We start from the raw sequence: 23,015 nt of genomic DNA on the forward strand, positions 1-23,015 counted from the left end.
CGCAGGATCGCATTTCGCCGCGTCCGCACCTCCAGGAAGAGACAACATCATGGCCAGTTTGCAGGCTCGGTTGACAGACCGGATGCTCCGCCTTCTCGTCAAAAGCCGCTTCGATCCCAAAGCCGATCCAAAGGCGATCCGCGCCCGCACGACAAGGCTTGCGCAACGTTTCGGCGCCACGCCGGCGGGCGTGCGGATCGAGCAGGTGGACGTCGCCGGCATTCCGGCAGAGTGGGTTCATCCACAAGTACTGGAAGAAGGAAATACGCTCCTCTATCTGCACGGTGGCGGTTATGCGATTTGCGGGCCGGACACGCATCGCGGACTGGTGGCGCGGCTCGCTGGCGCCGCGAAGTCGCGAGCGCTGCTGCTCGACTATCGCCTGGCGCCCGAACACCCGTTCCCGGCCGCGGTCGAAGACGCATATGCGGCCTACAAGTGGCTGCTGGCGGAAAACGTCGATCCATCCAGACTGACACTGGCGGGCGATTCGGCCGGTGGCGGCCTCGCGCTGGCGCTGCTGATGAAATTGCGCGATGGGGGCGATCCCCTTCCCGCCGGCGCGGCGCTGCTCTCGCCGTGGACCGATCTGGCGATGTCCGGCTGGTCGCATGTAACGCATGGCAGGCTCGATCCAATGCTGAGCGTCGAGGGCGCGTTGATGGCCGCCCGGCACTATCTGCAAGACACTGCGCCAACCGAGCCGCTTGCTTCGCCGCTTTACGGTACGTTCGAGCATCTGTCGCCCCTGCTGATCCATGTCGGTGCCAACGAAATTCTGCTCGACGACAGCCGCCGCGTTGCCGCGAAGGCGCTTGCTGCCGGCGTCAAGGTGGACCTGCGCGTCTGGCCGGGCGTCCCGCACGTGTTCCAGGCCTTTCCGCAACTGCCCGAAGCGCGCGCCTCGATGGCCGAGCTCGGCGCATTTCTCAATCTGCGGATGCATGCAGGACGCCCAACCCGGAACGCCGCTGAATAGGCCAGGCTGAATATCTGTAAGTTATTGAAAATTAAAAGGAAAATAGTTCCGCATTCAAGCCGGAACGGGCGCGGTTTTAGCGCTGTCTTAACCCACTCCCTGCTATGAACATTCTACCGTATCCGACGGATGCGGAGCGGGCGGTATGGCCCGTCGATCAACTGTGCCGATGCGTTCTCGGCAAGCACGAATACCGATGGGGACATGGGCGACCGCATTAATCCCGCCATTGGAGCCACTTCGCTTCGCTCGTTGATCGGGCCGACGGCGCGCGACCTGGCGCTGAAGATGTTCTTGTTGCTGGTGCTGATCAGCGCGGTGCAGTCGATCCTCGACTACCGCCATCTCCGCGACATGATGTTCGACCATGTCTCGCAGCGCGCATCCTCGGTGAGCGATCACCTTGCGATGCGGTCGATCCTGGATCACGACTTTGGCATCGCCGAAGCAAGCCAGGCCGTCACGCGGGAAGTGCGCTGGCATTCCGATCTGCTGGCCGTCTATCTGGTCGATCCGGCCGCCCTTCCGCTTGCAGGCCAGAGCGTTGCACGCATCGAGGATACAGCCGCCTTCCTTGCCGATCCGGCCATTCGCGAGGCCGTCCGCCTGAGCTTCGCCGAAGGCCGCGCCTCCAGCTTCGAGGTGACGACCGGCGGCATCGACGGCTGGGGGCATGTCGCGGCATTGCCCGAGGAAGGCATCGGCACGGTCACCGTTGTCGACTTGCGGCCGGCCCGGGCCAAGCTTGCCGCCTCGATCATCGACGCCACTCTGCGGCGCGCCGTCACCGCCGCCCTCATTACCATCGCACTCTTCGTCCTGCTGCACCGCGCCGTCATCGGCCCGATCGCCCGGCTCGCCGGCGCCGTTCGCGCCAGCAGCGCGACAGGTCACTTCGAGCCGCCCGCCGATATCCCGAAAGGCGAGTTGGGCGACTTCGCCGATCTCTTTGCTCACGTCTTTGGACACCTGCAAATGAGCCGCCGCGAGAATGAGCAATTGGCATTGGTCGCCAACGGCACCGACGCCGGCGTTCTGATCGCCGGCAAGGACGGACGCATTGTCTGGGTCAATACCGGCTATACCCGCATGACCGGTTTTTCACAAAGCGAACTTGAAAACCGGACGCCACAGGACATTCTGACAGAACATGCCTGTGCCGGCGCCCCGATGGTCCTTGCCGAAAGCGTTGGCAGCGGCGAAGCACGCAACGTCGAAGCGACCTGCCTGAAGCGTGACGGCAGGCAGTACTGGGCTGCCATCGAAGTACGCCCTATTCGCGATCCCCTTGGCGAGATCCGCAACTTCATTGTCATCGAAAATGACATCACGGCGGCCAAGGAAACCGAGATCGCACTGAAGCGTAGCCGCCAGGAACTGCAAGACCGCGTGCTCGATCTTCAGGTCACTTCTGAACAGCTCGAGCAGGAGCGCGCCAATCTGACGCGTTCCGCACACGATCTCTCCAGCGCCAAAGAAGCGGCCGAAAACGCCAACCGTGCCAAGTCGGCGTTTCTCGCCACGATGAGTCATGAGCTGAGGACGCCGATGAACGGCGTTATCGGTCTGGCGGAACTTCTCTTGTCCGGCGAGCTGCCATCCACGCAGCGCGAGCGGATTGAAATGATCCGCGAGTCGGGCGAATGCCTGCTCACGATTCTCAACGACATTCTCGATCTGTCGAAGCTCGAGGCCGGCCGAATGATCCTTGAGCGCGAACCGGTGGAAACGCGCGAGATCGTCGAAACGGTGGTCGAAGTGATGCGCCCCAACGCCGGGGAAAAGCACCTGTCGCTGAACGTCGAGATCAGCAACAACGTGCCTGCGCGCATCGTCGGGGACGCCACACGGCTGCGCCAGATTTTGTTCAATCTGATCGGCAACGCGATCAAGTTTACACCCGATGGCAGCATCGATGTGATCCTCGACGCAACACCCGACGGCGAAGCCAATACAGTGGAACTGCTTTTCACGATAAGTGACACCGGTATCGGCATTCCCGACGCGATGTTGCCCCGCCTGTTCACGCGCTTTCAGCAAGCCGACTCGTCGATCTCCCGTACCTATGGCGGCACCGGCCTCGGTCTTGCGATCGCGCGCGAGCTCGCAACGCTGATGAACGGCACAATCGCCGTCGAAAGCAAGGAAGGTCAGGGCAGCACATTCCGTGTGCGCCTGCCGGTTCAGATTGTAGAAGGCACAACGGCAGCAGCCCGGCCGCAGCCACAACTGCCGGCGCCCGCACCCGGCGAACAGCGCCACCTGAAGGTTCTCCTTGCCGAAGACCAGCCGGTCAATCAGAAGTTGATGATGGCCGTGATGGAGCGCCTTGGGCACGATCTGACCATTGCGGAGAATGGCGTCGAAGCCATTCGCCGATTGCGCGAGGGCCGCTTCGACCTGATCCTGATGGACATCCAGATGCCGCTGATGGACGGCATTCAGGCCACGAAAGTCATCCGCAGTTTTGACGAACCCTGGCATGACATTCCGATCGTCGCGGTCACCGCGCATGCCATGGACGGTCATCGCGAGGTTTACATGGCGGCCGGCATGAACGGATTTGTGTCGAAACCCTTCAAGATCGATCTGCTGGTGGCGGAAATGGAGCGCGCAACGCAACGTCGCGGGGCTGTACCGCCGAGCAATGAAAAAACACCGGCCGCGCCCGTGCCGCAGGCCGCAGCCGACGTGCCGGATCCCTTGGCGGATATGCTGAATGAACTGGAACGGATGACCGGCTAGGTCGCGCTTCGACCCGTCAGCGCGTCAAGCTTCTCGGCAATGCGGCGGCCAGTCTCACCACCATCGCCGGAGATGTTGTTCTCCGAAACCGTCTTCAGCATACGGATATGCATGTGGACGATATTGCGCTCGTCGGGCAAAACCCGCGAGCCGCTGCGCAGATAGTCGCAGAAGGAAGCACCAATGTCTGTGACGAGGTCGTAACCGAACGACCCACCTTGCCCTTTGATGTTATGGGCAATGCCGTGCAGCTCCCGGAGCGATTCATCGGCCGGCGCGCCGCCTTCGAAGCGGGCCCAGACCTCCTCAAGCGCAGCAACATCATGGGCAAGCTGCTCGCGATAGGTGTCGCGCAGCGCCTCGACCGCGGCCTCGGCCTGCGCGATCAGCGACTCATAGTCGCCTGTCGCCTCATCCTTGGAAAATCCCATTGCTCCACCCACGCCTGCCGGAAAGGATCGCGGCCTGATGTAAAAAGTAACGGCGGAGCGTTAAGGAAATCTTGCGGGAGGCGACATCAGCCGGCCGCCAAAACCAGAAATGCGTCTATTTCGGACGGTTGTGATTGAAAAGACGTGACGAGGCGGACGGTACGGGCCTGTGCGTCATCGCCTGGCATCGGCCAGGGGTGGAAGCGCGCCCCGCCGGCCTTGAGACGGGCGATGGTGGTGTTCGGCAATCGGACGAACAATTCGTTCGCCTGGGGTTCAAAATGAAGCGCCGCATCCGGCACCGCCGAAAGACCCGCGCCGAGCCGGATCGCCATCTCATTGGCGTGGGCAGCCAGCCTGAGCCACAATCCGTCTTCGATATAGGCCTCCAGTTGCGCCGACAGAAAACGCATCTTCGAGAGCAGATGTCCCGCCCGCTTGCGTCGGAACGCAAGATCGCGCACCAGTTCCGGATCGAAGACGATGACGGCCTCGGCCGCCAGCGCGCCGTTCTTGGTCGCACCGAAGGACATGATGTCGACGCCTGCTTTCCAGGTCGCCTCGGCCGGCGAACATCCGAGTGCCACCAGCGCATTGGCAAATCGCGCACCATCCATGTGAACACGCAAGCCACGCCCGCGCGCAACGTCGACAAGCGCGCCAAGCTCTTCAGACGTATAGACAGCGCCAAGTTCGGTCGATTGCGTAACTGTCAGCACAGCAGGCTGCACGTGATGCACGATGCCGGCCGGAAGTGATGCCAGCGCGGCTGCGAGCGCGGCCGGATCGATCTTCGCAGCAGATCCCGAGAGCGGCACCAGCTTCGCACCGCCGGAAAACATTTCCGGCGCGCCGCATTCATCGACATGCACATGCGCCAGCTCATGACACATCACCGCACCATGCGGCGGCGTCAGCGTCGCCAGCGCCAATGCATTGGCGGCCGTGCCGGTGACGACCGGAAAGACCGCAACGTCGCGTTCGAATACCTCCGAAAGCCGCCGGACCAGCCGCGCCGTCACCGCGTCGGCGCCGTAGGAAGCGGCCGTTCCGCTATTGGCCCGCGCCACCGCTTCCAGAATTTCCGGCGCGGCGCCCGCTGCATTGTCACTCGTGAAGTCCATGTTCCTCTCGTCCGATCAGCACCGGATCGTAGCCGCCGGCAGATCAAAAGGAACCGCCGGAACCGCCCCGCCGGACGATTTCGGCACTAACATATTGATTCCACAAGATAAGTTATAGGTCAGCATCCCTGTCTTATTTGCTTGATTCACGCATCCCCGTCTGGCATGATCCCGCTGCTGGGAAAGCTCTGCTTTTCTGGCCCAATCGGTTGACCGAAACAGATGCGGCACGCCGGTCAGTAGCCTCCGCTCCAGGCAATAGGGAGCACCCAGCAGAAAGCTCCGTCAGAGATGGCGGCACTGCAAGGGTACGCGATGGGAGTGTGTTGGCCTTGAGCCGAACCCCGGCGCGCACCGGACATCGGATCGCGAGGAGCGATCCGGCAATGATGTGCCTCGCCGGGTTCGGTTGGGCTTTTTGCGATAGCGCGTGCGATCCGCTAGCGTCCCCCGCCCCGGCAAACCGGGGCTCCGGCCTGAAACGGGCGCCGGGGGGCAAGGCACAGTGCGCGACCGAAGAATTGACGACGATCGAGGCGACCCGCCTCGGAGCCGGGACGTGGTCCCCGGGCGGCGGGTCCGGGTGAAGGGTGGACGGGTATGACGCAGGAGCGGGAACAGATGGACGGACGGGCTGCGGCAACGCATGCCGGGCTTCCGGCCGCGCAAGGGCTCTATGATCCCCGCAACGAACACGATGCCTGCGGCATCGGATTCGTTGCGAACATCCACAACCTCAAATCACACAAGATGGTCGAGGATGGCCTCCGGATTCTCGAAAACCTCGAGCATCGCGGCGCGGTCGGTGCCGATCCGAAGGCCGGCGACGGCGCCGGTATCCTGATCCAGATTCCCGACGCCTTCTTCCGTCGCGAAGCGAAGAAGCTCGGCTTCGAATTGCCGGCCGAGGGACACTACGCCGTCGGCCACATGTTCCTGCCGAGGGACGATAGCGAGCGCGCCAAGATCTGCGCTTTGACCGAGAAGGTCATTGCCGAAGAGGGACAGGTTTTCCTCGGCTGGCGCGACGTACCGGTCGACAATTCCGATCTTGGCTACTCGGTGAAGCCGACCGAACCCTTCCATCGTCATATTTTTGTCGGACGCGGACCGGCTTGCGCCGATCAGGATGCGTTCGAACGCAAGCTTTTCGTTATCCGCAAGCGCATCTTCAACACCTTGTTTCACGAGATGAAGGCGATCCCCAAGGGGCTCTACATTGCGTCCCTGTCCTCGCGCACGCTCGTCTACAAGGGCATGCTGCTCGCCGCGCAGGTCGGACGGTACTACAAGGACCTCTCGGACCCCGAGATGGTGACGGCACTGACGCTTGTGCATCAACGCTTCTCCACCAACACCTTCCCGACATGGAGCCTCGCGCATCCATTCCGGATGATCTGCCACAATGGCGAAATCAACACCAAGCGCGGCAACGTCAACTGGATTCAGGCCCGTTACTCGTCGATGCAGTCGGACCTGCTCGGCGACGACCTGAAGAAGCTGTGGCCGATCGCTGTCGAAGGACAGTCGGACACGGCCTGTTTCGACAATGCGCTCGAACTTCTGGTCATGGGCGGCTACTCGCTGGCCCATGCGATGATGATGCTCATTCCGGAAGCATGGGCCGGCAATCCGCTGATGGATGCCGACCGTCGCGCTTTCTACGAATATCACGCCGCGCTGATGGAACCGTGGGACGGTCCGGCCGCCGTTGCCTTCACCGACGGACGCCAGATCGGCGCAACGCTCGACCGCAATGGTCTGCGGCCCGCGCGTTACTACGTCACCGACGACGGGCTGGTGATGATGGCTTCCGAAATGGGCGTCCTGCCTGCGCCGGAGGAGAAGATCATCGAGAAGTGGCGCCTGCAGCCGGGCCGCATGCTGCTCATCGACCTTGAACAGGGCCGCATCATTTCCGACGACGAGATCAAGGCGCAGCTGGCGAAATTGCACCCCTATCAGCAGTGGCTGAATGCAACGCAAATCCAGATCGAGGACATGCCGGCACCGCTGCATCCGGCAAAGCAGCCGAGCTACGCCTCGCTGCTCGATAGGCAGCAGGCTTTCGGCTACACCCAGGAAGACCTGAAGTTCCTGATGGCGCCGATGGCGACGGAAGGACAGGAAGCTGTCGGCTCCATGGGCACGGACACGCCGATTTCGGCCCTCTCCTCCAGGTCGAAGCTGCTCTACACCTATTTCAAGCAGAACTTCGCGCAAGTGACCAACCCTCCGATCGACCCGATCCGCGAGGAACTGGTCATGTCGCTCGTGTCTTTCATCGGACCGCGCCCGAACCTGCTCGATCTCAAGGGCATGTCGCGGGTGAAGCGTCTCGAAGTGCGCCAGCCAATCCTGACCAATGAAGACCTCGAAAAGATCCGCATGATCGGCGAAGTTGCCGACAATCACTTCCGCACCCAGACGCTCGACATCACATACGACGTGAACCGTGGCGCCGGCGAAATGATCGACATGCTGGACCGGCTTTGCGCGCGTGCCGAAGAGGCGGTCGCACAGGGCTACAACATCGTCATCCTGTCGGACAGGCTGGTTTCCGCCGAACGCGTCGCCATTCCGGCGTTGCTCGCAACCTCGGCTGTGCATCACCATCTGATCCGACATGGCCTTCGCACGTCGGTCGGCCTTGTCGTTGAGACCGGCGAGGCGCGTGAGGTACATCATTTCGCTTGCCTTGCCGGCTACGGCGCCGAAGCGATCAATCCCTACCTCGCCTTCGAGACGCTGGCCGATATGCTGCCTCATCTCGACGAAGGGCTGACCCGCCAGGACGCCGAGAAGCGATACATCAAGGCTGTCGACAAGGGCCTGCTGAAGGTCATGTCGAAGATGGGCATTTCGACCTATCAGTCCTATTGCGGCGCACAGATTTTCGACGCCATCGGCCTGAAGTCGGACTTCGCGCAGAAGTATTTCACCGGCACGATCTCGATGATCGAGGGCGTCGGTATCGAGGAAATTTCCGAAGAGACCCACCGTCGGCACAAGCTGGCCTTCTCGGATGCGCCGGTTCTGCGAAACGCGCTCGAAGTCGGGGGCGAGTATGCCTATCGCGTGCGCGGCGAGGACCACGCATGGACGTCCGACAGCGTGCGCGACCTGCAACATGCGGTGCGCGGCAACAGTCAGGACAAATACCGCGCCTTCGCCCGGCAGATCAATGAGCAGAACGAACGCCTGTTGACGATCCGTGGCCTGTTCGAGATCAAAAAGGCCGAGGAGGCAGGGCGCGATCCCGTGTCGCTGGACGATGTGGAACCCGCCGCCGACATCGTGAAGCGTTTTGCGACCGGCGCCATGTCATATGGATCGATCAGCCGCGAGGCCCACACAACGCTGGCGCTCGCCATGAACCGCATCGGCGGCAAGTCGAACACCGGCGAGGGCGGCGAAGAGGTCGATCGTTTCACGCCGCTCGCCAATGGCGACAGCATGCGCTCGGCCATCAAGCAGGTGGCCTCCGGCCGCTTCGGCGTGACGACCGAGTATCTGGTCAATTCCGACATGATCCAGATCAAGATGGCGCAGGGCGCGAAGCCCGGCGAAGGCGGCCAGCTGCCCGGCCACAAGGTCGACGCGGTGATTGCCAAGGTCCGTCATTCGACGCCCGGCGTCGGCCTGATCTCACCGCCGCCGCACCATGACATCTATTCGATCGAGGATCTGGCGCAGCTCATCTTCGACCTGAAGAACACCAATCCCGCCGCACTCATTTCGGTGAAACTGGTTTCGGAAGTCGGTGTCGGCACGGTCGCCGCCGGCGTGTCGAAGGCGCGCGCCGATCACGTGACGATTTCGGGCTTCGAGGGCGGCACGGGCGCCTCGCCGCTGACCTCGATCAAGCATGCCGGCTCCCCTTGGGAAATCGGCCTCGCCGAAACGCACCAGACGCTGGTGATGAACCATCTGCGCGGCCGCATTGCGGTGCAGGCCGATGGTGGGTTGCGCACCGGCCGCGACGTCGTCATCGCCGCTCTTCTCGGCGCCGACGAATTCGGCTTCGCAACCGCGCCGCTGATCGCGGCCGGCTGTATCATGATGCGCAAGTGCCACCTCAACACCTGCCCCGTCGGGGTCGCCACGCAGGATCCGGAACTGCGCAAGCGTTTCGTCGGCACGCCCGAGCATGTCATCAATTACTTCTTCTTCGTCGCGGAGGAAGTCCGGGAGCTGATGGCGGAGATGGGCTACCGCCGGTTCGAAGAAATGATCGGGCAGATGCAGATGCTCGACAAGCGCAAGATCGTCGAGCACTGGAAGGCCAAAGGGCTCGACTTCTCGAAGCTCTTCCACAAGCCCGAAGCACCGGCGGGCGTCGCAATCCACCATTGCGAGGCGCAGGACCACAAGGTCGCCGATGTTCTGGATCGCCAGCTGATCGCAGCGGCGAAGGATGCGATCGAAGCGCATAAGCCCGTGCAGATCGAGATGCCGATCCGCAACACCGACCGCACGACCGGCGCCATGCTTTCCGGCGAGATCGCAAAGCGTCACGGCCATGCCGGCCTGCCCGACGACACCATCCATGTGAAGTTCACGGGCACGGCCGGTCAGAGCTTCGGCGCCTGGGTCGCGGCCGGTGTGACACTCGAGCTTGAGGGCGAGGCCAACGACTATGTCGGCAAAGGTCTGTCGGGCGGACGTCTGATCGTCTATCCGCCGGCCAATGCGCGCATCGTGCCGGAAAAGAGCATCATTGTCGGCAACACCGTTCTCTACGGCGCAATTGCAGGCGAATGCTACTTTCGCGGTGTCGCCGGCGAACGTTTCGCCGTGCGCAATTCGGGCGCCATCGCTGTTGTCGAGGGTACCGGCGACCATGGCTGCGAATACATGACCGGCGGAATCGTTGTCGTGCTCGGTGAAACGGGACGCAACTTCGCGGCCGGCATGTCGGGCGGCATCGCCTATGTGCTGGACGAGCATGGCATGTTCGAGCGGCGCTGCAACCTTGCCATGGTCGATCTCGAACCGGTGAAGGAAGAGCACGACATCATGGAGCGCCGCCGCCACCAGACCGGCGATCTCGAAAGCCACGGCCGCGTCGACGTGATGAGCGACATGACCCGCTTCGACGCCGAACGTCTGCGTCAGTTGATCGAGAACCATGCGCGCTACACCAATTCGTCGCGCGCGCGCGAAATTCTGAACGATTGGGAGGCCATGCTGCCCAGGTTCCGCAAGGTGATGCCGGTCGAATATCGCCGCGCACTCAGGGAAATGCAGCAGGCACAGGACACCGCGCAGGCAATGGCCGCAGCAGGAGAGTAAGAGTCGTGGGCAAGATCACCGGTTTCCTGGAAATCGACCGGCAGGACCGAAAGTACCTGCCGGCCGCCGACCGCGTCAGAAATTACAGCGAATTCGTCATCCCGCTGGCCGAAGAGGCCGTGCGCGACCAGGCGGCGCGCTGCATGGATTGCGGCATCCCCTATTGTCACAATGGCTGTCCGGTCAACAACCAGATTCCGGACTGGAACGACCTCGTCTATCACGCCGATTGGGAAGAAGCCTGCCGCAACCTTCATTCGACCAACAACTTCCCCGAATTCACCGGTCGCATCTGCCCCGCGCCCTGCGAGGCGAGCTGCACGCTGAACCTCAGCGAAGCACCGGTGACGATCAAGACGATCGAATGCGCCATTGTCGACCGCGGCTGGAAGGAAGGCTGGTTAAAGCCTCAAATGCCGGCATCGAAGACGGGCAAGAAGATCGCCATTGTCGGGGCGGGCCCGGCCGGCCTCGCTGCGGCACAACAGCTTTCGCGCCGGGGTCACGAGGTGCATGTGTTCGAACGGCAGGCAAAGGCCGGCGGCCTCCTGCGCTACGGCATCCCCGACTTCAAAATGGAAAAGCACCATATCGATCGCCGTATCGGGCAGATGGAAGCTGAAGGCACGATCTTCCACTACGGCGTTCATATCGGCGTCAACAAGAGCGTGACGGATATCGATCGTGAATTCGACGCCATACTGCTGACGGGTGGCGCGGAAAAGCCGCGCGACCTCGATGTCGAGGGACGCGAACTCTCCGGCGTTCACTTCGCAATGGAATTCCTGCCGCAGCAGAACCGCCGCGTCTCCGATGAACCTATCGGTCAGGTGGAGCCGATCCTTGCGGGCGGCAAGCATGTCGTTGTCATTGGCGGCGGCGACACAGGTTCCGACTGCATCGGCACCTCGTTCCGTCAGGGTGCCGTGTCGGTGACGCAACTCGAAATCATGCCCGCGCCGCCGGAGAAGGAAAACAAGCTTCTGACCTGGCCGGATTGGCCGATGAAAATGCGGACATCGTCGAGTCAGGCTGAAGGCGCGGTGCGCGACTTTGCGGTGATGACGCGGCGCATCCTCGGCAAGGACGGTCATGTCCGTGCCATCGAATGCACCCGCGTCGACGAGAAGATGCAAGCCATCGCCGGCTCCGAATTCGAAATCAAGGCCGATCTGGTCTTGCTGGCCATGGGCTTTGTGCATCCGGTGCATGAAGGCATGCTGAAGGAACTGGGCGTCGCCCTCGACCAGCGCGGCAACGTGGCCGCCGATACAGCGACCTATAAAGCCTCGCTCGACAAGGTCTTTGCCGCCGGCGACATGCGCCGCGGCCAGTCGCTTGTCGTCTGGGCCATCCGCGAGGGTCGCCAGGCTGCACGCGAAGTAGACCTTTTCCTTATGGGGGAAACCGTATTGCCGCGCTGATAGCGAGCGCAGTTCAAAACGGAAAGGCCCCTGTGAGCATTCTCACAGGGGCCTTTCGATATCCGATGCCGGAATGGGAGCCGGAGAACATGAAACCCGCAATCGGCGACTATATCGATGGCCTTCGCGCCATGCTGCCGCTGCTGCCAGGTGCCGTGCCCTTCGGCATGATCGCGGGCGCGGTTGCGGCCGAAGCCAAATTCGGCGCCGCTGCCGGTATCGGCCAATCCGTGTTGATCTATGCCGGCGCCTCCCAACTTGCAGCAACGCAGTTGGTTGCCGAAGCCGCCCCGGCCTTGATCATTGTCTTGACCGGCCTCGTCATCAATTTGCGCTTTGCGATGTATAGCGCCTCGCTCGCTCCGCACTTTGCCGGTCTCACATTGCGCCGGCGCGCCTTGCTGGCCTATCTGATGACCGACCAGTCCTATGCGCTGACGGTCTCACGATATGGCGCGGATGGAACAGCGGACGCGGCCACGAAGGCCCGCTTCTACCTGGGCGGTGGCATCGCCATGTGGATTGTCTGGCTGGGAGCGACAGCCGCCGGCTTCATGCTTGGAAGCCGCGTCCCGCCGAGCTGGTCGCTCGACTTCTTCGTGCCGCTGAGTTTTCTGGCGCTGCTGGTGCCCGGAATTCGTGACCGCGCCACCGCCACCGCCGCTGCGACAGGCGCGATCATCGCCGTTGTCGCCACAAGCCTCGCCTTCAATCTGGGGCTCTTTGTTGCCGCTGCATGTGGCATCGCCGCCGGTTACCTTGCTGAAACGTGGTGCAAGAAAAAGGAGGATGCCCGATGAGCACGGCAGCGCTCTGGTTGACGATCGTCGCCATCGGCATTGGCACCTTCGTCCTCCGGTTTTCCTTCATCGGCCTATCGGGCCGCATGGCGCTGCCCGTTGCCATGACGCGCGCCTTGCGTTTCGTGCCGGCCGCCGTCCTGAGCGCCATCATCCTGCCGGCGGCGCTGCGCATGCCGGGCGGGGGCATTGATCCTTCCCTCGACAATCCGCGCTTGATCGCCTGCCTCGTGGCAGCCGGCATCGCCTGGATGACCAAAAGCGTGCTGGCGACCCTGGCTGTCGGCATGGGAACGCTGTGGCTGTTGCAGGCCCTGCTCTAGCCGGTCTCCTCGCCGAGCATGCCCCGCAGCAGTCTCGCGCCATCACGCACATCCTGCTTGTCGAGCCTGATCTCGACATCGCTCCAGCGCTTCATCCGCCATTCATCGATCCGGTCGCGGGCCGCTGCGGAGAACGCCCCGAACCCTGTCTGCTGCATCTGCTCGTCCCAGGCCGCAGACAGCGCAACAACGGCATTCTGCACCGGTCCGACACCGAAGCCATTGGTCCATGTGACGAGGCGCTCGCTGTTGAGAACCAGAAGTAGCGCCGTCGCAATCCAGAGCGCGCGAGCGAAGCGCGCCACCGCACGGCGCGTGTGTTCGGCCGTCTGCAATTCGACGCGCGAGGCCGCTTCCCAGCCATCTTCCAGATCCGTTTCGATTTCGCGAATGAGGTCCAACATGTTTCGGCCTCAGAACTGGAAATAGATGAAAGGCGCAACGCCTTCGGGCGCAATCGCCCAGATCAGCCAGACGCCGCCGCCAAGAATAAGCCCGAGCGCCGGCGACGGCAGCCATTGAAGCCCCTGCGCCAACCAGCGCCCGAGATCGCGCGGCGTGAACTGGAAAACCATGGCAACCGCAATCAATCCGACAAGAAATGGGGTCGCATGGAGGCTCGGTTCGGACCAGCGTGCGAAGCCGGCGAGATAGCTGCCGGCCGTCGAGAAACTGTCGGCCCGGAAGAAAATCCAGGCGAAGCAGACCAGATGAAACGTCCAGATGACGCCCACAACATGCTGCGCGCCGTGGCCGATGACGCTGAACAAGCCGCCGGGATCGCTGTTCGGCGGCGCGAACTCGTCGAGTTTGCGCCGCGCATAGCGCTCGACGGCCAGCATCGTGCCGTGAAAGGCACCCCAGAAAACAAAGGTCCAGGCCGCGCCGTGCCAGATACCGCCAAGGAACATGGTCAGGAAAAGATTGCGATAGGTCCTGGCCTCGCCATGCCGGCTGCCGCCCAGCGGCTTGTAGAGATAGTCGCGCAGCCAGGTCGACAGCGAAATGTGCCAGCGCCGCCAGAAATCCTGCAGGCTTGAGGCGCGGTAGGGCTGATTGAAATTTTCGAGAAAGCGATAGCCGAGCAGCGCCGCAACGCCGATGGCAATGTCGCTATAGCCCGAAAAGTCGCAATAGATCTGGATCGCATAGCCATAGACGCCGATCAGGAGATCAAGCGCGCCGACGGCCGTCGGGTCGAAGAAGACCGGGTCGACAAGCTCGGTCGCCAGGTAATTGGCAATCAGCATTTTCTTGGCAAGACCCGACAGGATCAGCACCGTACCGACGCCGACATGGGCGCGCGTCAAGACCGGCGCGCGGTGCAGTTGCGGCAGGAAATCGGCCGCGCGCACAATCGGACCTGCCACCAGCTGCGGAAAGAAGGAGATGTAGAGCATCAGATTGGCAAGCGAGCGCTCCGGCCGCACATGACCGCGATAGACATCGACGACGTAGGAAATGCCCTGAAAGGTAAAAAAGGAAATGCCGACAGGCAGGATTACCTGCATGAAAGGCAGATCGCGCTCGAGCCCGGCCATTTCGAGCAGCGTCGCGAGAGAGGTGAGAAAGAAGCCGTAGTATTTGAAGAATCCGAGGATCGAAAGACCGCCCGCAACGGCACAGGTGACCACGAGCTTGCGCAGCACCGGATGCGCGGTGCGCGCCAGTGCGCGGCCTGCCGCATAATTGATCAGGGTGGAGACCAGCAGCAGCCCCATGAACCGCCAGTCCCACCAGCCATAGAAGAAATAGCTGGCGGCAAGCAGCACCAGCTTGCGCCAGTGCGGCGTCCAGCGCGCAGCCCAGCTGACCGTGAAGGCGATCAGGAAGAAGATCCCGAACTCTATGGTCGGAAATAACATGCCGCCCCGTCGCTTACGCCCGAATACATCTCGCCCAGCCAACCATCAGGGGGGCATGACGGAACCAGATGCATCATCCCTGTCCGAGCCGAAAAGCTCAATGATTGCCTTAACTTATGGTTAACCACGTGGACGGGCGGACGGCCGGCAGGCAGGTCGCTCCGCCGCGGCACGACCGTCCATCAGCGCGGTCCAGAGCGCCTCACCAAGATGTGCGGCGCCGGCAGACCGCAAATGTACCCGGTCGGCATACGCAAGAGGCACCTTCGCGATGGCCCAGCGATGCACGCTGCAGCGCCCGCCCATCGCCGCCGAGCCATCCCAGAAAAAGGCACCCTTCTCGGCAGCGAGTTCCCCCATGACCGCGCGCAGAACCGCGAGCTTTGGCGGTGTCGCCCAACCGTCGCCGCAAGCCTCACCGGTGCCCTTCCGGGCGCCGTCAAAAGGCCCCAGAAGCGCGAAGGAGGCCTCCGGGGCGGCTGTGCCTATGCGATCCATCAAACCGGCCACGAGCGCCTTGTAGGCGGCCCTGTCGAGGCCGTCGTTGAAGCCCTCATTGGTGCCATAGCCGAGAATGACGAGATCGGGCTGCAACGCCGCAAGCTGCGCCGCGACGATGCCTTCGTCCCAGCGCGCGGTAATAGCGGCCGTCGCCGCGACAATGCCGTGGCTGTCATAGCGAACGCCCGGACGGCCCTTGTGCGGCGCAAAGGCCACCGACCAGCCGAGCAGATGAACGGGCCCGTTGCCGGCCGGCCAGAGCGCGGCGCGGCTGGCGGCGGCCGGAACCGTCAGCCGCACGAGGCCCGGCGCGGCGCGGCGCGTCGACAGGCGGAAGGGCGCCGCATCGCCGAGCTTCAGCATGACGGCGCCGGTATCGGGACCGCCGGCAACTTCCAGCGTCACGGCGGCAAAGGGTGCGTCCGCCGCGAGTGTCATCACGGCATCATGCCCGTCGGCCGTGGCCCGGAATCCCTGCAACCCGAAAGGTCCTTCGGTCGTCTGCGGCAGGCTTGAGACGACGGACCAGGGCCCGCGCATCGAAAGCGCAAAGCCGTCCGGCGCGTAGTAACGGAAAGGCACGCCGGGCATCAGCCCGCGGCCCGCATCGTCAAAACGCGCCTGCCAGCGCTGACGAAGCGCACGCGGCAAATGATCGAGGGAAATATGACTGTCGCCGAGATGAAGCACCGTCAGTGGACGCGTACGGGTTCCGGCTTCGACGGCATCGAGCGCTGCGTGAAAGGATTCAAGGCCCACGGGCGCGGGCGGACAATCATCGGCACGGAGCGGGAGCGGCAAGAGGCAAGCACCGACAAGAACCGCCGCCGCAAGGCGAAGGGCATGAAGGCGGGGCGCGTCAGTTGACGGGGCCGGTCCAGCGCCAGTCATCGGATCTGCCGGGACGTCTGCCGGAGGTGTCATAGACAAAGGGCTCCTGCGCGGCGGATCGAACGGCCGCAGGCACTTCCGGCTCGGAGGGCGCCGTGATTCCGGCGCGCAATTGCGGCACCGCCTCGGCAACACGGACCGCCATGCCACCACTTTCGATGTCGGCGACGATGGCGTTTGCCATGCGCTCGCCCAGCAATTCGTAGCCCGGCATCGTGAAATGAATGCCGTCCTCGGCACGCAACAGCCGCGTGCGGCCGAAGCGATCGGCACCATAGGCCGTGTAATCGCCGTTCTCGTCGGTGGCGAGCCCTGCGGTGCGGACGAAGGCGACGCCGTTCATGCGGGCGCGGTTTTCGAAGATTTCATTGAACTGCGCCATGTCGCCGCCGAAGCGCGGGCTGCGCATCACCGGCAATTCGAGCCAGTAAATACGGGCACCCGTTGCTTGCAGCGTCGCCGTGAACGCGTCGACGCGGCGTTCGTAAATCTCGCGCCAGCCCGCATCGAAAAGCGCATGGCGCCTGCCGTTTTCGACGATCGGCTGACGATCGTTGGTACCCATCACGACGACGGCGACGTCGATCCGCGTCTCGGCCGCGATGTCGCGCACGGCCGCGTTCCAGTCGTAATAATCCGCGCGCGAGAAGCCGGTGGCGACGCGCGATTTCTTGATGACGGTGAACCGCTTGTCCTGGCGCAGCACGTGATAGAGCCCGGCCCAGGTCCCGTCACCCAGCGAGTCGCCCATGACGACGACGTTGTAACGCCTTGATTCAGCGGGCTTTTCAGCGACCGGCGCCGGCGTCTCGCTTTCGATCAGGGCCGCGCTCTCGACGCGGACGGGCGTCAGCTGCAGCGGTTCGGCGGCAGCCGACACCCACCAGAACAGCACCAGCGGCAGCACGAGCGCCGTCAGCCGCACGAGGCGCCAAGTCTGATTTTCCTGCGCTTTTGCGGCGCGCGCTTGCATCCAATTCCCCGAAAACCCCGAAAACGTCCCGGAACAAGCCATTTTGCGCCACCGAGCGGCGGCGCTTCGCCTCTTGTCGTGCAGAGCTCGTGCCCCGATCCGCGCCTCAAAACGGGACAAAGTCTAGTCGCCGGGGGCACCATTGCCTAGAGCGCGGCACAGCGATGCGACAGCGCGAAAAGAGCAAAGACCCCCCCTCTGTCACAAAACTGTCAAGAAACTGTCACATATGCGCGACGGGGCCGCGCGGCCGACACTTATCCCCCGGGGACAAGTGCCACAAAAAATATTTTATCCCCGGTTTGCGATCTGACGCCGATCGGCGGGCCTCAAACGGCGCTGCGCAAGAGCTCCGAGACGACACGCTCGAGGTCTTTCAGCGAGGCGCAGGTGACCGCCTTGTCGCAATAGGGCTGGAGCCTCCGCATCTCGCTGTCGCCCGAATTCCACATCGTGCGCGGTTCGGGATTGAGCCAGACGACGCGGCGCGCGCGGGCATGGATCTTTTTCAGAATGTCGCCGCCCGGATCGCCATAGTTGGAGCGCGCATCGCCGAGGATCAGAACGGTGGTGCGATGATCGACATCGTCGAGCGCGATCTCCTCGAAATCCATGAAGGCCTGACCGTAATCGGTCGAGCCGCCGCCGAAATCGCGTAACACGTCGACAAGGGCATCTTCGAGTTTCTCGCGATCGAAGAGATCGGTCGTCTCGCCGAGCCGGCCCGAAAAGGCGAAGCTGCGCACACCCGGCAGCACTTCCTGCAGCGAATAGAGAAACATCAGCAGGAAGCGCGCGACCTGTGCCACCGAGCCCGAAACGTCGCAGATCGCCATCACCTTGGGGCGGTCGATTTTCGTCCGCTTCCAGACCGTGTGGAACATCAGCCCGTCAAATTCGATATTGGCGCGGATGGTACGGCGAATATCGAGCTGGCCGCGCCGCGACACTTTCTTGCGGCGCGAATGCAGCGCGATCAGACGCTTGGCCATCTTGCGCACCAGCTCGCGCATGAAGCGCATGTCGCTGCGATCGATATTGGACAGGCGGACCTTGGCCAGCACCTCCTCGCGCAACTGACGGCCCGAATTAGCGGTAAAGATTTCAAGCTGCTTTTCGACATAGTCGCGGACCTGACCGCGCAGGTCTTCACGCAACTCCGCGAGACGTTCAGCGCCCGGCGCATTGCCATCGCGCTCGCGCCGTTCGATCTCGTCGTTGAGGCCGTCGAGCCCCATCAGCTCCATGATGCGGCGCGTGAACATGCCGCGCTGGGTGAAGAGGCGGATGCGATTGAGCTGCGCCCGGCGCGCGCCCTCGGCCAGCGCCATCTGCAGTTCGGCCTGATCGCCGCGTTCAAGCAGCGAGGCCAGATCGGTGGCAGGCGTCGCCTCGCCCTGCGGCTCGCCGCCCATGCCGCCCGAACCCGGCGCCGACGGACTGCCCGATTGCTGCGGCGCGCCGTCTTCGCCCTCGCCGTCATCGCCTTCGCCACCATCGGCCTCGGCGCTGTCGGCGGCGTCCGCGCGGTCGTCATTGGCAGCGGGCGGACGGCTCTTGAACTGGTCGAAGGCGAAGAAGGCGTCGAAGGTTTCCTCGAAGGCGGCTTTTTCGTCTTCGCTTTTGGCCAGCACCTGCGCCAGTGCATCCCGCAGCGTCCGCCGGTCGTCGAGGCCGACAAGACCGACAACGCGGCCGGCATCGATCGATTCCGAGGTCGAGACACGGACATCGGCCGAGCGCAGCGCGCGGATGAAATCGCCGAGGACTTCGGTCATGGGCGCCCCCTACCCCGCCTGCACGGCCTTCGACACCAGTGCATTGATCTCGCCATCGACATTGTCGATATCGTCCTGGAATTTCAGCAGCACGTTAAGCGTGTTGCGGACGAGATCGGCGTCGAGTTCGCGGGCATGCAGCAGCACCAGCGTGCGCGCCCAGTCGATGGTTTCGCTGACCGCCGGAAGCTTTTTCAGGTCGAGCTTGCGCAAGCCCTGCACGAAGGCGACGAGTTGACGCCGCAGCTCCTCTTCGACTTCCGGTACGCGCGAGCGGATGATGCGCTGCTCGAGATCGGTGTCGGGGAAGGGGATATAGAGATGCAGGCAACGGCGCTTCAGGGCGTCGCCAATTTCGCGCGTATTGTTCGACGTCAGAAAGACGATGGGCGTGGTGCGCGCCTTGATGGTGCCGAGCTCGGGCACCGAAATCTGATAGTCGGAAAGAAGCTCGAGCAGGAAGGCCTCGAATTCATCGTCCGACTTGTCGATTTCGTCGATCAGCAGCACCGCCCCGCCCGGCTGCCACAGCGCTTTCAGCAGCGGCCGCGGCTCGAGAAATTCTTCCGAGAAAAACGTGTCGTCGAAATCATGCAGCCGCGTCATGGACTCCTTGAGACCGTTCGCGCCGGCCATCAGATCGCCGAGCTTTTCCTTCAGCACCTGGGTGTAGAGAAGCTGCTTGCCGTATTTCCACTCGTAAAGCGCCTTGGCCTCGTCGAGGCCCTCATAGCATTGCAGGCGGATCAGCGGCTTGCCGACAAGCTCGGCGGTGGCCTTGGCCAGTTCGGTCTTGCCGACGCCGGGCGGACCTTCGACCAGCAGCGGCTTTTGCAGCTGCTCGGCGAGGAAGATCGAGGTGGCGATATGGGCGTTGCAGATATAGCCGCGTGTCTCGAAGCCCTTGCGGACGGCTTCGATTTCGGCGACGGCGTTTTTTTTCTCTGTGCTCAAGCGAATTGCGGGGGGCGGAAAGCCACCCCTTCCCTGCGTTAACCTGTTGCGATTACCACAAGCGTAGCACAGGCGCGCGAGACACGGGCAATGCCAAAGAGGTGACGCCCTGTTCACCGCGCGAGCGGCGTCGAACGGGCCTGCACACGCCCCGCGGCTCACCCAAAGGCCGCGCGCATGACCTTGCCGACGACGGCGGCCTGATCCGCCGCGCCGAGTTTCGACTTGATATGCGCGAAATGCGTGCGGACGGTCGCCATCGAAAGGCCCTGCGCGCGCGCGAAGTCGGCCAGGCTCGCGCCTTCGGCAAAGGCGGCCGCAAGCTCCGCCTCGCGCGGCGAAAGGCCGTACCAGGCCGAAAGCGCATCGCGGTCGACCCGGCGGCGGCGCCCTTCCTCGAAAATCCGGACAAGCGCGATCGGCGGCGCGCCGGAGCCGTCGGCCGGCGGCTGGATGCGCTCGCAGCGCAGCAGAAAGACCTCGCCCTTGCCGCTGACGGCGCGCCCGTAGCGGTCGGCGGGTCCGAAATTACTCCCTGTACTGACCAGTCCGAAGGCCTGATCCATCAGGATCGCAAGCGCCGCCTCGCTCTGCGCGTCGGCCCCGGTGAGCCGTCCGTTCTTGTGGATGAAGACGTCGCCGCTCTCCAGCACCCGGCGCGCCCGGCGATTGGCGAGAATGACATGGCGGCTGGCGCTCAGCAGCAGCATCGCCTCCGGCGCGTCGGCAAAGAGAAGCGCCAGCCAGTCATGCTCGATCTGCTCCTGCGTGACCAGCGCGCCGAATTCGAGCCGCCGTTCCATGAAATGCCAGACCCAGTCGGGATCGTGGTCGCGCGCCCATTCGAAGAGCTGGTCGAAGCGTTCCTCCATGTGCGGCTGCACGAATTCCGACATCCCGCGCGCATAGGCGTCGCTGAGCTGCTGCTTTTCGGCCGCGCTGCGAACCGTCGCGCCGGTGCGCCGGCGCACGAACTGGCCAATGCTGGCAAGCGCCGCCGCGGCCTGCGGCGAAAGCGGCTGGAGGCGCTGCCAGGTGTCGGGAAGTCCCTGCCAGACATGGAGATGCGCCCGCCCGCCGACGCGGCGCAGCCCCTCGACAAGCAGCCGCGCATCGTCGAGCAGAATGTCGTCGGCACCGGCATGGATCAGCGTTTCGGGCAGGCCCGTTAGCTCGCCAAAGACCGGCGAGGCCAGCGGATGGCGCGGATCGGCGCCCTGCAGATAGTCGATCGTCAGCATGGCCAGAACCTCGACGTCGGAGGCAAAGCGACCGGTGCGGATGTTCTCGACATAGGAACCGCCCGACATTGTGAGATCGACCCAGGGCGAGAGCGCGACAAAGCCCGCCGGCAGCGGCGCACCCTCGCCGCGCAGCGCGATGAGAGCGGCCAGCGCGATACCGGCGCCGGCGGTGTCGCCCATCACGACGAGTTTCGAAGGCGCAACGCCGCGTGCCAGCAGCGCCTTGTAGGTCGCAACCACATCCTCGATGGCAAGCGGAAAGGGATGTTCGGGCGCCAGCCTGTAATCGACCATCAGCACCCGGCCGCGCGCATTGCGGGCGATCTGATCGGCAACGACGCTGTGCATCGGCCCCCGGTTCATCGCGAAGGTGCCGCCATAGACATACAGGACCGTCGGGCCCTCGGCTTCCGCCTCGCCGCACCAGACAGCCGGCCGCGGGAAGCCCGCCGCCTCGGCAAGAGGAATGGTCTCGACTGCGTTTTCCATCGGCGCCCCGGCCAGCAGGGACCCGTTGTCCCGCGGCCCTACCCTATCATCACTTTTGATGAGGACAGAACAGGCAAACCGGCCTTACCCCTTGTGAAAAGGGGCGGTTTCGCCACCGGCGCAGCAGGGAGGGCAGACCGATGACATTGCGGAGCGAGGAAAACACCCGGGCGCGGCGCGCAGGGGTCTGGCATCGCAGCGCAGCTCTGGCGGTCATTATCGGCCTGGCGCTGGCCGGCACCGCAGCGGCCAACGATGTCGACGGCGCCAGCGACCACCCGCTGCTCAAGCGCTACGAAGACTCCGTCATCATCGGCTACCACACGCGCGCCTATGACGAATTCGACATTGCAACCGGCCCCCACCGGAGTTTCGCCCCGAAACTCACCGAGGCCCAGACCGTCGAAGGCGCGCATACCCGCATTCTCTATGTGGCGCCGGAGGGACGTTCGACGCTTGAGGTGATGCGCAACTACCGGAAGGAACTGGCCGACGCCGGCTTTGAAACCATCTTCGAATGCGGCGGCGCGGAATGCGGAAACGGTCCCGATGCGCCCCGCGCCGGCTCCTATCTGATTACCAGCGCCCTGCTGAAGCGCGTGCCGCTGAACAATATGGGTCAGGTGACGCAATATGCATTTTCGCAGCCGAACGATGTGCGCGCGCTGACGGCAAAGCTCGACCGGCCCGAAGGCGCGATCTATGTGTCGCTCGCCATCGCCATCGAAGGTTTCGACCAGTTCCGGATGACGGCGAAGAAACCGCTGGTGTTGCTCGATGTGATCGAGACCGGCGAAATGGAACAGCGCATGGTGCTGGTCGAGGCGGCCGCCATGGCCAAGGCCATTGCCGAGACCGGCCGCATCGCGCTTTACGGCGTCTATTTCGACACCGACAGCGCGACCATCAAACCGGAATCCGGCGCAACGCTTGAAGAGATCGCCAAGCTGCTGACGGATGACGGGAGCCTGAAGCTCTATGTCGTCGGCCATACCGACAGCAAGGGCGCTTACGACCACAACATGTCGCTCTCGGCACGCCGCGCCGAAAGCGTCGTTGCGGCATTGACCGGAAAACACGGCATCGCGGCGGCGCGGCTGAAAGCGGCCGGCGTCGGCTTGCTGGCGCCGGTTGCGACAAATGAAAGCGAAGACGGCCGCGCGCTCAACCGGCGCGTGGAACTGGTGCGGCAATAGGCT

At 63.5% G+C, this 23,015-nt stretch carries 16 protein-coding genes; 7 read left to right on the forward strand and 9 right to left on the reverse strand.

The annotated features are described in order from the left end of the window. Positions 1-49 precede the first annotated feature (49 nt). Together Q7V31_RS04175 and Q7V31_RS04180 are read left to right on the forward strand one after the other, a co-directional pair. Complete coding sequence (locus Q7V31_RS04175) at positions 50-979, forward strand: alpha/beta hydrolase (RefSeq protein WP_304732582.1); 930 nt, start codon at positions 50-52, stop codon at positions 977-979. 204 nt (positions 980-1,183) lie between these two features. After that, positions 1,184-3,724 carry an ATP-binding protein gene (locus Q7V31_RS04180; protein WP_304732583.1) on the forward strand — a complete coding sequence of 847 codons (2,541 nt, stop codon included), beginning with the start codon at positions 1,184-1,186 and terminating at the stop codon, positions 3,722-3,724. On the opposite strand, the gene Q7V31_RS04185 is transcribed toward Q7V31_RS04180, so the two are convergent. Further along, on the reverse strand, positions 3,721-4,155 hold the full coding sequence (locus Q7V31_RS04185) for an Hpt domain-containing protein (protein ID WP_304732584.1): 435 nt from the start codon (positions 4,153-4,155) through the stop codon (positions 3,721-3,723). The two genes, Q7V31_RS04180 and Q7V31_RS04185, sit on opposite strands and share 4 nt — an antisense overlap. Positions 4,156-4,241: 86 nt before the next feature. Next, complete coding sequence (locus Q7V31_RS04190; RefSeq protein ID WP_304732585.1) at positions 4,242-5,279, reverse strand: low specificity L-threonine aldolase; 1,038 nt, start codon at positions 5,277-5,279, stop codon at positions 4,242-4,244. A gap of 600 nt (positions 5,280-5,879) precedes the next feature. Between Q7V31_RS04190 and gltB the strand changes: the two genes are divergently transcribed. The 4 genes from gltB (at position 5,880) to Q7V31_RS04210 (ending at position 13,121) form a co-directional block, all read left to right on the forward strand. Next, positions 5,880-10,574 carry a glutamate synthase large subunit gene (gltB, locus tag Q7V31_RS04195; RefSeq protein WP_304732586.1) on the forward strand — a complete coding sequence of 1,565 codons (4,695 nt, stop codon included), beginning with the start codon at positions 5,880-5,882 and terminating at the stop codon, positions 10,572-10,574. A 5-nt stretch (positions 10,575-10,579) separates the two neighbouring features. Next, entirely contained in the window at positions 10,580-11,998 is a 1,419-nt protein-coding gene (locus Q7V31_RS04200; protein ID WP_304732587.1) for a glutamate synthase subunit beta, read from the forward strand. Positions 11,999-12,087: 89 nt separating this feature from the next. Then, positions 12,088-12,798: an AzlC family ABC transporter permease gene (locus Q7V31_RS04205; protein ID WP_304732588.1), complete on the forward strand. Its 711-nt coding sequence runs from the start codon at positions 12,088-12,090 to the stop codon at positions 12,796-12,798. Beyond that, entirely contained in the window at positions 12,795-13,121 is a 327-nt protein-coding gene (locus Q7V31_RS04210) for an AzlD domain-containing protein (RefSeq protein WP_304732589.1), read from the forward strand. The genes Q7V31_RS04205 and Q7V31_RS04210 overlap by 4 nt, the downstream gene beginning before the upstream one ends. Here the strand turns inward: Q7V31_RS04210 and Q7V31_RS04215 are convergent. From Q7V31_RS04215 to Q7V31_RS04245, 7 genes are all read right to left on the reverse strand, one after another. Beyond that, a complete protein-coding gene (locus Q7V31_RS04215) occupies positions 13,118-13,525 on the reverse strand; it encodes a hypothetical protein (protein WP_304732590.1) in 408 nt (135 codons plus the stop codon). The two genes, Q7V31_RS04210 and Q7V31_RS04215, sit on opposite strands and share 4 nt — an antisense overlap. Before the next feature lie 9 nt (positions 13,526-13,534). Continuing rightward, the gene (locus Q7V31_RS04220) at positions 13,535-14,986 is read right to left on the reverse strand and encodes an MBOAT family protein (protein ID WP_304732591.1); all 1,452 of its coding nucleotides are present in this window, start codon (positions 14,984-14,986) and stop codon (positions 13,535-13,537) included. A gap of 120 nt (positions 14,987-15,106) precedes the next feature. Further along, positions 15,107-16,246, reverse strand: coding sequence for a hypothetical protein (locus Q7V31_RS04225; protein WP_304732592.1), 1,140 nt, complete (start codon positions 16,244-16,246; stop codon positions 15,107-15,109). A 100-nt stretch (positions 16,247-16,346) separates the two neighbouring features. Next, on the reverse strand, positions 16,347-17,351 hold the full coding sequence (locus Q7V31_RS04230) for a DUF459 domain-containing protein (protein ID WP_304732593.1): 1,005 nt from the start codon (positions 17,349-17,351) through the stop codon (positions 16,347-16,349). Between the two features lie 329 nt (positions 17,352-17,680). Further along, positions 17,681-19,129 carry a VWA domain-containing protein gene (locus Q7V31_RS04235; RefSeq protein ID WP_304732594.1) on the reverse strand — a complete coding sequence of 483 codons (1,449 nt, stop codon included), beginning with the start codon at positions 19,127-19,129 and terminating at the stop codon, positions 17,681-17,683. A gap of 9 nt (positions 19,130-19,138) precedes the next feature. After that, positions 19,139-20,083, reverse strand: a complete 945-nt coding sequence (locus Q7V31_RS04240) for a MoxR family ATPase (RefSeq protein ID WP_304732595.1) — start codon at positions 20,081-20,083, stop codon at positions 19,139-19,141. Between the two features lie 158 nt (positions 20,084-20,241). After that, the gene (locus tag Q7V31_RS04245; protein WP_304732596.1) at positions 20,242-21,816 is read right to left on the reverse strand and encodes an alpha/beta hydrolase fold domain-containing protein; all 1,575 of its coding nucleotides are present in this window, start codon (positions 21,814-21,816) and stop codon (positions 20,242-20,244) included. Between the two features lie 140 nt (positions 21,817-21,956). Between Q7V31_RS04245 and Q7V31_RS04250 the strand changes: the two genes are divergently transcribed. Further along, positions 21,957-23,012: an OmpA family protein gene (locus tag Q7V31_RS04250; protein ID WP_304732597.1), complete on the forward strand. Its 1,056-nt coding sequence runs from the start codon at positions 21,957-21,959 to the stop codon at positions 23,010-23,012. Positions 23,013-23,015 lie beyond the last annotated feature (3 nt).

This window comes from Parvibaculum sp. (genome assembly GCF_030651915.1).
Lineage (GTDB): Bacteria > Pseudomonadota > Alphaproteobacteria > Parvibaculales > Parvibaculaceae > Parvibaculum.